This window comes from Pseudomonas sp. H1h (genome assembly GCF_000633255.1).
GTDB lineage: Bacteria > Pseudomonadota > Gammaproteobacteria > Pseudomonadales > Pseudomonadaceae > Aquipseudomonas.
This window is the reverse complement of the sequence record NZ_AYMJ01000010.1, coordinates 26,844-38,806: the sequence shown is the minus strand read 5'-3', so window position 1 is coordinate 38,806 and position 11,963 is coordinate 26,844. Positions and strand designations below refer to the sequence as shown.

At 50.8% G+C, this 11,963-nt stretch carries 9 protein-coding genes and 3 pseudogenes; 7 read left to right on the top strand and 5 right to left on the bottom strand.

Translation table 11 applies throughout. The annotated features are described in order from the left end of the window. The 5 genes and pseudogenes from U862_RS0107985 to U862_RS0107965 form a co-directional block, all read left to right on the top strand. Positions 1-570: DUF4123 domain-containing protein (locus U862_RS0107985; RefSeq protein ID WP_025109904.1), on the top strand; the 570-nt coding region annotated here is incomplete at its 5' end. Further along, positions 570-5,219, top strand: a complete 4,650-nt coding sequence (locus tag U862_RS0107980; protein WP_025109903.1) for an RHS repeat-associated core domain-containing protein — start codon at positions 570-572, stop codon at positions 5,217-5,219. The genes U862_RS0107985 and U862_RS0107980, both read left to right, overlap by 1 nt. Next, positions 5,161-5,751 carry a CPCC family cysteine-rich protein gene (locus U862_RS0107975; protein ID WP_081794862.1) on the top strand — a complete coding sequence of 197 codons (591 nt, stop codon included), beginning with the start codon at positions 5,161-5,163 and terminating at the stop codon, positions 5,749-5,751. The genes U862_RS0107980 and U862_RS0107975 overlap by 59 nt, the downstream gene beginning before the upstream one ends. Beyond that, positions 5,742-5,921: pseudogene (locus U862_RS0107970) on the top strand (type IV secretion protein Rhs); the annotation flags it as partial. The gene U862_RS0107975 and the pseudogene U862_RS0107970, both read left to right, overlap by 10 nt. Before the next feature lie 67 nt (positions 5,922-5,988). Further along, on the top strand, positions 5,989-6,435 hold the full coding sequence (locus U862_RS0107965) for an SMI1/KNR4 family protein (RefSeq protein WP_025109900.1): 447 nt from the start codon (positions 5,989-5,991) through the stop codon (positions 6,433-6,435). Between the two features lie 734 nt (positions 6,436-7,169). Here U862_RS0107965 and U862_RS0107960 read toward each other — a convergent pair. The 3 genes and pseudogenes from U862_RS0107960 to U862_RS29475 form a co-directional block, all read right to left on the bottom strand. Beyond that, entirely contained in the window at positions 7,170-7,685 is a 516-nt protein-coding gene (locus U862_RS0107960; protein WP_025109899.1) for an SMI1/KNR4 family protein, read from the bottom strand. Between the two features lie 2 nt (positions 7,686-7,687). Further along, positions 7,688-7,768, bottom strand: a pseudogene (locus U862_RS31405) (hypothetical protein); the annotation flags it as partial. A 99-nt stretch (positions 7,769-7,867) separates the two neighbouring features. Then, positions 7,868-8,661 (bottom strand): annotated as a pseudogene (locus U862_RS29475) (RHS repeat domain-containing protein); the annotation flags it as partial. Positions 8,662-8,702: 41 nt separating this feature from the next. Between U862_RS29475 and U862_RS0107950 the strand changes: the two are divergent. Continuing rightward, on the top strand, positions 8,703-9,101 hold the full coding sequence (locus tag U862_RS0107950; protein ID WP_025109897.1) for a hypothetical protein: 399 nt from the start codon (positions 8,703-8,705) through the stop codon (positions 9,099-9,101). Positions 9,102-9,139: 38 nt separating this feature from the next. On the opposite strand, the gene U862_RS0107945 is transcribed toward U862_RS0107950, so the two are convergent. Continuing rightward, complete coding sequence (locus U862_RS0107945) at positions 9,140-9,952, bottom strand: VanW family protein (protein WP_025109896.1); 813 nt, start codon at positions 9,950-9,952, stop codon at positions 9,140-9,142. Between the two features lie 217 nt (positions 9,953-10,169). Between U862_RS0107945 and U862_RS0107940 the strand changes: the two genes are divergently transcribed. Next, positions 10,170-10,976 carry a glycosyltransferase family 2 protein gene (locus U862_RS0107940; protein ID WP_025109895.1) on the top strand — a complete coding sequence of 269 codons (807 nt, stop codon included), beginning with the start codon at positions 10,170-10,172 and terminating at the stop codon, positions 10,974-10,976. 328 nt (positions 10,977-11,304) lie between these two features. Here the strand turns inward: U862_RS0107940 and U862_RS0107930 are convergent, their stop codons facing one another. Next, on the bottom strand, positions 11,305-11,889 hold the full coding sequence (locus tag U862_RS0107930; RefSeq protein ID WP_025109894.1) for a hypothetical protein: 585 nt from the start codon (positions 11,887-11,889) through the stop codon (positions 11,305-11,307). Positions 11,890-11,963: the final 74 nt, after the last annotated feature.

Here is an 11,963-nt window from a genome sequence, read left to right as displayed (position 1 = left end):
TACTCCACCTGGCAACCGGTAATGCCCTACGTTACCGAGCTGACTTCCAACTCGCCATTCTTGCCATGGATCGCCGAAACCGACGCCCTCGACTGGGGTTGGCTTGCAGTATCACGCGCCGAACCGAATGGTGTGTTTGAGCATCTGCGCAGCCTGACGCAGGTGAAGATGCCGGACGGGACTGAGGTGTTTTTCCGTTTCTGGGATGGGCGGCATATCTTCCCGATTCTGCATGGGCTTGGCGATAAGGCGGGGGAAGTGGTGCCGGTTTTTGAGCGGTATTTGATTAATGGGCGAACGCTGGAGGTTGGGACGCGGGTGCTGCCGAAGGTGCGGGATTGGCCGTGGTGGCAGGTGCCGAAATCGTTGCTGGACAGTTTGACCAAGGAAAACCCTTCGACACTGATTGGCAATCTCCTGCAATGGCTCGAAGAAGAACGTCCGGACATTTACAACGCTTGGCCAGAGAACAACCTGAAACTGAAAGTCAGCCGTTTCGTGCGCCGTCCGGATGCGCCGAAAAATCTTAAAGAAGCACTGTTAAACCACCTGATTCTGGAGCAAGGCTGATGGATCGCGTTGCCTTTGTTGATAAACAACTCTCTACCTTCCCGGATAGTTTGAAGGACTACCGAGAACTGACCGAAAGCAGATATGCGGATTGGCTGGACATTGGTCCTCAATTTCGCGATAGACCAGCTTTTTTTGGCTTGAGCAGGTCCATCAAGCTAGGGAGTGCGAGCGCAACTGTCAGCGTGAAAGACAATGAGTTCGAGTCTACAGTCGCACAGTGCCCCAAGGATGGCAGACTGTTAATCGAAAGTAAGTTTGTCTCCGTAAACGACATTCCCGTAGGCAATATAACGGTCGAGGTCACTCCCAAAGAAGGTGGCACAGCAACTTCCATCACTCTCGATGCTGATGGAAAAGGTGTTTACAAGGGCGTACCAGGAAAAAAATACTATGTCCGGGTACAAAGCTCAGTAACAAAAAACCAGTTGAATGAGCTATTCAGCTCCTACGACGGGTTCACAGCAGAATTGAATGACTGGCTCGACTTGGAATGGAGAAAATACAGACCACTTTGGCCGAATGAAACACTTGCCTCCCCCTACCTCGCCCAGATGAAGGGAACACTCATTGGAAGCTGGGAGGCAATCAAGTCGGCGTTTGACGGCATCAAGCGAATCTTTGAAATCCTGAAGGACCCGAAAAAATTCGCAACGGAATTAGGGGAAAGCGCGAACGACCTGCTGAAACTGGCGAAAGACACGCCCGCGATGATGGAAAAACTGATGTTGCTAGCCAGCGACCAAGCAGCACTGTTCCTTATTCTGAAGGCGTCAGGAATCTGGCTGTCACAACTCCCTCCCAGCGTAATATCCGGAAAAACCGCAGAGCAAATATCCAGCGCCATCGTAACAATATTAATAGATATCCTTCTTGCGATAGTTCTCACGTTCGCAGCCGAGGGCTCAGGCATTGCATATCTCGGAGTTCGCCTAGTCAACTATGGTGCAAGAGTTATCGAAGCTGTTTCTGGATTTGTGAAATCCATATTCGGCATCGTTAAAAAGTTCATGCAAGCGATTGAGCACTATAAAAAACTCGCTACAAGAGCGATCGCTGGGACTTTTGAAAAAGGCAAGGTCAAACTTGACTGGGACCGACAAGACCATGCAAAAGTTGGCAGCTCAGAGCATATTGACGACAAATCAAAACAGTCAACCAGCCACGACGATAAAACCGTCGCCTGCACCAAGGAAACTTGTGTTAATGGGTGCCCGGTCTCGATGGTTACAGGGGAGGAACTGCTAACCCTTACTGACGGTCAGTTAAATGGAATATTTCCATTCGAATGGACCCGTTTATATCGTACTAGCGCAGTAGAAGTAGACTGTGGGCTCGGCTACGGGTGGAGCCATGCTCTTTCGCAGCGAGTGCAGGTGAATGACGACGGGGTTGTCTGGACAGATCATGAAAATCGCATCACCAACTTTCCACTTCCTAGCAATCAACGGCCGGCTATAACCAACAGCCTAGCAAAAGCAGCCATCTTTATTGGTGATGATCCATCTGAACTCATTCTGACCCAGGCAGGCGAGCGCCCGCTGTTCTATCACTTCAGGTACAACAGCGAAGGTGCAACACTTATTGCAATTACTGACCGGTATCGTAATCGGCTTCATATTACTCGCGATATTCATGGACGAATCAAACGTGTAGATAACGGTGCGGGACGAGCGTTATTAATTCGCTATGATCGCAAGCATATTGTATCTGTCGATTATCAGCAGTTCATCCCTGCGGACAATCTGGAAGATGCTTGGAGCACCATTCAAACACTCGTCACTTATCGATACGACGAGCACAGTCGCCTCGCGGAAGCAAAAAACGCCGCGATTGAAAGTGAACTTTATTCCTACAACCAGCAAAACGTAATCGTCGAAAGGCAACTAGCAGGTGGTGCGAGCTTCTTCTGGGAATGGGAGAACGAAGGAAAATCCTCTCGATGCATCCATCACTGGGCAAACTTTACACAGATGGATGCCCGCTATACTTGGGATGATAATGGAAGCGTCACTGTTACTAACGCTGATGGCAGTGAGGAAGTCTACACTCATGACGATCACGCCAGACTCATAAGTAAAGTCGAACCGGGTGGAGCTGAATACAGCAACATCTATGACGAAAAAGGCCGGCTTGTCGCCGAAAAAAACCCATTAGGCGCAATCACGGAATACCAGTACAACGACGCTGGTCGATTGGAAGCAGTCATTCCACCAGAGGATACGCCGACACTTTACGACTACACACTCGGCTTTATGTCCGAAGTTCGTCGTGGCGATGCGATCTGGAGATATGTACGGAACAAACAAGGTGATATTACTCAACAAATCGATCCCGACGGGAATTCTACCTACTACTCTTACGATGAACAGGGTCGTCTTTTAGAGATTCTAAACTCGGATGGTAGTCGCCACAGATTAGGCTGGAATAACCTCGGCGAATTGCTTGAAGAGCAGTTACCGGATGGTGGGAAACGTAAATACCGTTACGATGCACTTGGGCGGCAAATCACCCGCCAAGATGAAGCGGGCGCCATTACTCAATACCAATGGGATGCCGTTGACCGCCTGATTCAGGTGATCCTACCCGGTGGCGCCAGCCGCGCCTTCACCTATAACCCGTATGGCCGCGTCACTGCCGAGCGAGACGAACTTGGGCGTATTACCCAGTACGAATATGCTGACAACCTGCATCTTGTCAGCCGTCGCATCAACCCCGACGGAAGCCAACTGCACTACCGCTACGACAATGCGGGACTGCTGCTTACCGAAATAGAGAACGAGCGCGGCGAGCAATATCACCTCGACTACTACGCCAACGGCCTGATCCAACAGGAAACCGGCTTCGACGGACGTCGCACTGCCTACGAGTACGACCTCAACAGCCAGTTGGTCAAGAAAACCGAATTCGGCGATGACGGCAGCGAACTCGTTACCGAATACCTGCGCGATGCCGCTGGCCGTCTGCTGGTGAAAACTCTCGCCGATGGCGAAGAGATTCACTACAGCTACGACGGACTGGGTCGTCTGGTAAATGTCGACGACGGCAATTGGCCGCTCGCCTACGAATACGACGTGCAGGATCGCCTGATCACTGAACACCAAGGCTGGGGTACCACCCGTTACGAATACGACAGCGTCGGCCAACTGAACCACTGTCGTCTGCCCGATGGCAGCGAACTCGAATACCGGCACCTACCCGGCGGGCGTCTTAACAGCATCGACCTCAACGGTTCTCGCCTGACCAGCCACCAGTTCAGCGCCGGTCGCGAACAACAGCGCCAGCAAGGTCTGCTGCTCAGCCAATACCAGTACGACGAACAGGGTCGCCTGCAAGCACACACAGTCGGCCAACGAGACAAGAACCTGTTTCAGCGTCGCTACAACTACGACGCCAACGGCAACCTCGCCGGTATCGATGACAGTCGCAAAGGCAAGCGCAGCTACCACTACGACCCGCTCGACCGTCTGATCAGCGTGCGCGGCGCCACACCGGAAAGCTTCGCCCACGACCCTGCTGGCAACCTGCTCGGCCAGAACAACGAAGGCACCGCCAACCTCGCCAACGTTAAAGGCAACCGCTTGCTGATGCAGGGCGACCGCCACTACGACTACGACGCCTATGGCAACCTTGTACGCGAACGCCGTGGTGCCAGCCAGAAACTCGTCACCGAATACCGTTACGACTGCCAGCACCGCCTCATTGGCGTCAGCCTGCCGGGCGGCAGCACCGCGTCGTACAAATACGACGCCTTCGGTCGCCGCATCGGGAAGACCGTCGACGGCCAGACCACCGAGTTTCTGTGGCAGGGTGAACGACTGATCGTTGAAAGCGGTGACAACCGTTATCGCAGCTACATCTACGAACCCGATAGCTTCCGCCCATTGGTGATGCTTGATGGCGAAGGTCCACGCAAGGCCACGCCGTTTTACTACCAACTCGACCACCTCGGCACACCGCAAGAACTCACTGATTACAGCGGCGAGATCATGTGGTCGGCGAAGTATCGCGCCTACGGCAACCTCGCTGCGCTGGATGTCAGCGAGATAGATAACCCGCTGCGCTTCCAAGGTCAGTACTTCGATGCCGAGACAGGGTTACATTACAACCGGCACCGCTACTACAATCCGGGCACTGGGCGGTTTTTGACGCCGGATCCGATCAAGCTTTCGGGTGGGTTGAACAACTATCGATACGTGCCTAACCCTACGGGTTGGGTGGATCCGCTTGGTCTGAACACTTGTCCTGGCGGAGATAAATGCATTCCTGGCCAAGGCGCTGAGGCGCCTGAGGACAAAGCCCGGGTAAATCAAGGAGATGCGCAGGTTCCAACGGCGGCCGCATCTGTCAATTGGAAGGGATTTTCTTCTGGGAAGTTGCAACCTCATTATCAAAAGCATGTAATTGATCAAAAAGAATTCGGAAACATAAGCCAAACTGAATACTTAAAAAAGGCGAAAGAATTCTCGAAAGAATCAGGAAGTTTTAACGAAACGAATGTCGGAAATTTTGTAATAAAACATGACCCAGCAACTGGACGAATATTTGTTGGACACTTGAAGTCCAGAGAAATTAGAACATTCTATAGAGATGATGGTAGAAGCGCCGACGCCTTCCAATCCGCCATCGAATTGGCTAAGGGTTTATAAAATGACCAAAATTGATCGACACGATGCTGTAAAAAAAATCTCAACAGCAATTTTGATTTTGCTTGACCATGACGAGCGAGAATCTCATCTCCTCGATTGGTGGAATATTGATGAGAGTAATCCTGAATTCTTCACGCTATCAGAGCAACTACAGAGACTTATTACTAGCGAGGACGATTTACCTAGCGACATCGATGATAAAAAATATGACGAACTTATCATGCTTGCCCTAACATCAAGCTATAAAGGCGTAACAAACGCATTCATATCAAAAAAATTAAAGCAATTAAATATTGGAGAGTACGAGGTATCTGGAGAAATTGAAACTCTGATGCCTTGCCCGTGCTGTAAATATCGCACGCTTTCAGTGCTTGGTAATTATGAAATTTGCGACCTATGCAAATGGGAAGACAATGGAACTAGCAACCTTGACACTTATAGCGGCCCAAACCACATGACTCTTCGGGAAGCAAAAGAAATATTTGCAAAAAAAATCGAGAAGCTTCCTTTGGATAAATGGATGAAAGACTGATCGCGGAAAGCAGAGAAAACCACGACCGCAGTTACATCTACGAACCGGGTACCTTGCGCCCGCTTGCCATGATCGATGGTGAGGGCCTTCGTCAGGCCACTCAGTTCTACTATCAGCTTTACCGCTTGGGAACATCGCAGGAACGGACCGAATACAGCAGCGAGATCATGTGAGCTGCCAAGTACCGCGAAAAGCATATTAGAAAGAACGAACCAAAGACTTTGAGTGAGCAAAACCATGCATAACTATCAAGATTTGATAACAAAGCTCGACAATTCCGACGAAGAAACTTTTTGGCTCGGCCCCGCCACTACTGAGCAAATTAAAAAACTCGAAATTATTTTAGGCATAAAACTAACTGAAGATTTCGTTGATTTCTTGAATGTATGCGGTGGCGGTGGAGCAGCAGGCTCAGAAATATGCGGGATTGAGAACAATGATGCGACTTTAGACAATGGCGGAACTGTAAATTACAGCACCGTGTACTGCCGATCAGAATTTGAACTGCCTAGCAACTTTGCAGTGATTTACTTAAAAGATTACGAAGTTTGCTGGACAATTGATTGTGGACCCACGGAGAACGGACAGATCACTAGCTACGATCTGTTTAAGAAAAAGCCGTCAAAAAAAATAGCAGACAACTTTTATTCATTCTTCAAAGAATACGTCGAACTTAGAACCTGACTTTTTTCAACCCTGAATTATCTGACAAGCAGCAAGGGCATTCCACATTCGATTTTCTAGACGTGGTCTTGCCCCGAACAGATATCTGTATCTCGGCCTCCGAAGGTAGAATGTCCATCAATAGCCTAGCCGAGGCGTAGGGACATAAAGGCAAATGGGACAGATTTTTTCTGGCTTGCTCCCCTTTCGATTCAAAAGGGACTGAAAATAAATACGTCGCCCTTTTTCTACATTTCACACTCACCAAAAAGCTATCGTCGTCAGCTCATTCGCAAAAAAACGAGCTGTGTCTTAACTTTGCTGTTGTATGTGTCTTTTGACCTTAGAACCCAATGAGAAGAAATTTTTTCAGTGATTTCAAAAAATTCTAGTGCGAACTTTGGGGCATTCATCATACGAGTCTGCGCATATGTAAATCCATGGGCAATTACCCCAGAACTCTATGCCGTAAACTGTATGTTCTTTCCAACTTCTATCTCTAGCTCACTGTCGATGATTGAGATAGAGCGCCTCAGTATTGTTGCAGTGTCTTGCGTAAAGCTGTTGTCTATTTTGTTTGTTTTGCATCTGACTTTCATTTATTTTCATAGTCCCCAGGTGGCACAAATGTTCCGTACCTAGTTCTAGGGCCTACACAAAGAGCCATATGGTGAGTAAATCAGGGGTAATTCACCCCGGATCGGGGCATGGACAATGTCTATGAATCCTACTAGGGTATTCTGAATCACGGGTTTCTAAAAATTAAACTCGGCACTGATTATTCCGTCGTGATCTTTTGAGTTGGTTTCATCATTGTCAGGTATGAGTTGTTCGAAAAAATTAGTAAAGGATGGCGCAATTAGAAATAGCGATGATGCATCATCTTCTGCTTCGTGACGCCAGTAATATACTTCTTCTGTATTTTTGTTAATGCAAAATTGATCTCCCCCACCTGATTCACCAAAAGTGTAGAAGTCACTGCGTATTTGGTTCGAATACAATTCATTCTTGTAGTGTATGTTGTTTGAGTCTGAAGCTAGTCCGTATAGTACATCCAGAAATACGAAGCCGTTTTTGTCACCGATAGACAGCTCTTTAGATATTTTGAATTTTGCACCATTGGAAAAGACAATGGGTGTCTTGAATCTGTCAAGAAGCTTTTTCAAGTTTTCTGTGATTTTAATATCGCTTTGCAAACTGTTGCGGGGCCGTTTTGTCTCGAAAGACATCGACTCGGCGCCGAGTTCGTTTAAAATCTTATCATATGACATAACTAATCCCTCATGTCCGAAGCAAAGCCTATATGGGGGATGTTTCCATGTAGGTCTGTTGGTATTAACTGAATAGTCTCTTTATCAAGATGGTGTGGAAGGAATAGGCTCCCCTTTGGTTACCTCGTTGACCTCAGGAATGTCAGAGTACCAAGGGATTTCCCCCGGCTTTCCTTTCCCGTCAGCCCCCCCGCTAGTTTGATCGGGGCCGGGGTCAAAAAACTTCCAGTGTTCGGATTGTAGTAGCGATAGCGATTGTAGTGTAGGCATGTCTCGGCATCGAAATACTGCCCCTGGAACCGTAACGGGTTATCGATTTCACTGATTTCCAATGCCGCGAGATTGCCGTAGGTTCGATACTTTGCCGACCACATGATCTCGCCGCTGTAATCGGTGAGTTCCTGCGGAGTGCCAAGATGGTCGAGTTGGTAATAGAACGGTGTAGCCCTGAGCGGGCCTTTGCCGTCGAGCATCGCCAAAGGTCGGAAGGTGCCCGGTTCGTAGACGTAGCTGCGGTAGCGGTTCTCAGCGCTTTCAGCGATCAGCCGTTCGCCTTGCCACAACAACTCGGTGGTGTGGCCGTCGACGGTTTTTTCGATGCGGCGGCCGAAGGCGTCGTATTTATAGGACGCGGTGCTACCGCCCGGCAGGCTGACGCCGATGAGGCGGTGCTGACAGTCGTAGCGATATTCGGTGACGAGTTTCTGGCACGGCGCTCACGGCTTAGGTTGCCGTGAGCGCCGTACTCGGCGTGACGATCACCCTGCATCAGCAGGCGGTTGACTTTGACGTTGGCGAGGTTGGTCGCGGGCAGATCGTTCTGGCCGAGGAGGTTGCCTGCCGGATCATGTACAAAGCTTTCTGGCATAGCGCCACGGATGCTGATCAGTCTGTCCAGCGGGTCGTAGTGGTAGCTGCGTTTGCCTTTGCAGCTGTCATCGATACCGGCAAGGTTGCCGTTGGCGTCGCAGTCATAATAACTGGACCGCCACCTTCGAAAACAACGGTGAATTCCGCATGGGAGCCGACGGCAGAAATATCAATTACTTCGCGGACCAGATCATTTTGGTCAACGATGACGACGGCACCCAGGCTAATTCATGCATTCGTCTATCCAGCGACGGTGTCTACGGTTATTTGAGCACAGCCGTTGACAGCTGCTGGGTGATCGATTTTTCGCGGTGCATGATCGCCCCGCACCGAGTGAGCATCCATCACTACCATGAAGCCTATGACGATAGCGTGGCAGCTTACGAACAACCGGCTTTTAAGCGTGCGAGGCAATACATCAGTGTGGTTGGAAGGTACATCTATCTGACCTTCCCGCTGACCAAAGATGAAGACTTCCCCAAGGTATGGGAAGAGTATCTGTCCATACGCAAACGCCAACTGGATGAGCTCTACTTCAGAAACTGACCAGTGGGCGCCAATATCATCGTAGCTGTTGGCGTGCCCTACCCAATCAACTCGTCCATCACCTCATACTTAACCACCACCCGATTCCGATACAACCTCACCCTCTCCACCAATTCCCCCACCTGCCCCTTCTCCCGCACCTCCCGCCAGATCTCATTCTCCCGATACACCCGCTCCCCGTCCCGCACAAACCGGTGCCCTTCCTGAAACACGTGATACCGATAATCCCGAACCCGATCGCACAACAATTCCCCCTCCAGCTGCGTCTCCCCCACGTTCAACTTCAACTGAAAAGTCCGATCCGTCGGGTTGTGCAGCACCAGATCTACGTAGTTATAGAAAATCGCCGCGCCGGAACCGAATGGCAATACTCGCCCCTCGTCCGGGAATGGATCGAAGCTGTGGTTGGAGCGTTCAACGACCACCAGTGGTGAGTGAATCGCCATCCAGTGGATCAGGTTGCTCAGTTGGCAGATTCCGCCGCCGATACCGCGTCGCGCTTCGCCGAAGGACAGTTCCATGCCTTCGACGTAGCCGCGTTTGCGGGTTGGCCGGCCGACGAGGCGGCAGAAGGAGAAGTGTTCGCCGGGGGCGATGATGACGCCATCGATGGCGGCGACGGCGAGTTTTAGATTGATGACTTTGTTGTGTTGCAGGGCGAGATCGGAGTCGCCGAGTTTGCGGATAAGTTTCGAGGTGTGTTTCAGGTAGCGAAATGGCAGGCGGTCAGCGCCGGCAACCAGGCGTGCATAGCGTTGGCTGGAGCAGTGCCAGGCGATCTGGCGGAACAGTCTTTTTTGCCAGACGCGCAGCCAATACAAGGCTGGGTGGTAAAGCGAGAGTGGTTTCATCCGTGAGTCTACGGCGGGCGCCGTTTGTTCCTTGAGGCGTGAAAACGGACGCGCAGTTTAGCGTGTGGGCCGGCTTAAGTCGTGTGTGAGGTGTCTGGGCTCGACACACTTCGACCCACTTCCTCAACGGCAAATTAAGCTTCAACTAAGGTTGCGTCGCTAGCATCCCGGCCCGACAGACACCTGTCACCGATCAACCGTGGATGAGCGTCCCGACATGAGCCAGTTTGATTTACCAGCCGTTACGCAGCCGAATTTCAGTCTTGTATTGGTAAATTACAAAACCCCGGACATCACCCGAATGTGCCTGGAGCTGTTGCGCCAGCACGTTCAGGCGCAGCGCATTCCGGTTTGGGTGGTGGACAATGATTCGGCCGATGCCAGCCTGGATTATCTGCGCTCGCTGGACTGGATCAATCTGATCGAACGTCCCTCGCCCGGTAAAGAGGCCGGGCATATTGCGCATGGCAAGGCGCTGGACATGGCATTGGATAAAGTTGAAACCGACTATCTGTTTCTGCTGCACACCGACACCTTTGTCTACGACAAGGAAGTCTTCGCGATGATGCTGCGTGAGTGCACCAAGACTGCGGACATCGCCGCCGTCGGCTGTGTCGAGCAAATTAATCGTGGAGTTGTGAGAGACACCTGGCGATTAACTTCGCGCTTTTGCAAACATTATGTTCGCCGGGCCAAAACCTCGTTGGGCTTGCGCAGCAAAGAGCCGAAACCTTATCGGGAAACTCATCTAAAAAGTTTCTGCACGTTGTGGAACGCCAAATTGATGAAGTCCCTGGGACTGCACTTTTGCATGGATGACCGGGTGCCCGGTTATACCCTGCAGGATCGAATGACAGCGTTGGGCTACGGCATCAAGCTGTTGGCGCCGCGCAAGATCTTCCGCTATCTGGATCATATCCAGGCAGGAACCGTCGCAGCTGCCGGCACCTACGGCAAAAATCACCGCCGGACCCGGATGTACGAGGCCACCCTCAAACGCTTTGAGGGGCAGGCATCGGCGTAATCACGGGCACAAAAAAGGGCGACTTCAAAGTCGCCCTTTTTTTGTCTGAAATTGTATACATCCGCTCCGAAGAGGTGTTCGCCCAGTGTAATGGCCTGGCAATCCATGCACCGGTAAAGAGCCCTGACACTGGGCGAACGAGAGGGATTTTAATAGAAGTTGGCGCATATGTCGTCATTCATAAAGGTAAAGATTATGTACGAAAAAGTTAATAGATATTTATCGATCAATTCTTTCGCGAAACTTTCAACCTGCTCCATCACTCATTTCATATGATTGTTCTCATACAATAATCTGTACAAGAACAACCATCTTGTAGAGTTAATACTCAGCTTTCATGCTGACTGGTCACTTTTAATATATCGGTGTAAGTGACGATAACGCTCTGCCCTTCTTTCAGATCCTTCAGCTTGGCTTGAATTTCTGGCTTTTTCACGTCGAGGATTTTCGACTGCCCCGCCGGGTTTTCCAGGGTCACCTGATTCTTCTTCAAATCAATTTTGGTGATTTTCAGTTGCACCTGAACCTGGCGATACGCTTCGCCACCCGGGTTTTCACTGCCCGGAGCCTTGCGCAACTCGCCGCTGCGCTCGACAGTACCAGGCAGACCTTTATCCACATCGGTATCCAGGTAGGCCGCCACGGAGCGCTGCACTTCAACGTTCACTTGGTCGCCGACCTTGAGGTTGGCCAGGTTTTTCGCCTTGTCGCTCAGTTGAACGTGGACCTGGCGACCTTCAGCACCTTCGAGCACGACCTGATGTTTGGCCGCATCGACGGCCAGCACTTTGGTGGTGACCTGATCGGCCTCGAGGGTGGCGGACAGCGGAATATCGGCAGCCAATGCGCCGAAGCTGGTGGCGGACAATACGGTTGCGAGGGTGATGGCCTTGGCCAGTGCTTGGAGCTTCATAAGCGGTACTTTCCCTGTGATGAATGGCAGCACCCGGGGCCAACGTGTGTTCGGCGCCGAATGTGCCACTGAGC

What these genes read in the sequence shown, in the direction of transcription:
- U862_RS0107930 (WP_025109894.1), bottom strand. Translation starts at nt 11,889, where the DNA reads ATGAAGCTCCAAGCACTGGCCAAGGCCATCACCCTCGCAACCGTATTG.
- U862_RS0107975 (WP_081794862.1), top strand. Translation starts at nt 5,161, where the DNA reads ATGATGGTAGAAGCGCCGACGCCTTCCAATCCGCCATCGAATTGGCTA.
- U862_RS0107940 (WP_025109895.1), top strand. Translation starts at nt 10,170, where the DNA reads ATGAGCCAGTTTGATTTACCAGCCGTTACGCAGCCGAATTTCAGTCTT.
- U862_RS0107965 (WP_025109900.1), top strand. Translation starts at nt 5,989, where the DNA reads ATGCATAACTATCAAGATTTGATAACAAAGCTCGACAATTCCGACGAA.
- U862_RS0107980 (WP_025109903.1), top strand. Translation starts at nt 570, where the DNA reads ATGGATCGCGTTGCCTTTGTTGATAAACAACTCTCTACCTTCCCGGAT.
- U862_RS0107945 (WP_025109896.1), bottom strand. Translation starts at nt 9,952, where the DNA reads ATGAAACCACTCTCGCTTTACCACCCAGCCTTGTATTGGCTGCGCGTC.
- U862_RS0107960 (WP_025109899.1), bottom strand. Translation starts at nt 7,685, where the DNA reads ATGTCATATGATAAGATTTTAAACGAACTCGGCGCCGAGTCGATGTCT.
- U862_RS0107950 (WP_025109897.1), top strand. Translation starts at nt 8,703, where the DNA reads ATGGGAGCCGACGGCAGAAATATCAATTACTTCGCGGACCAGATCATT.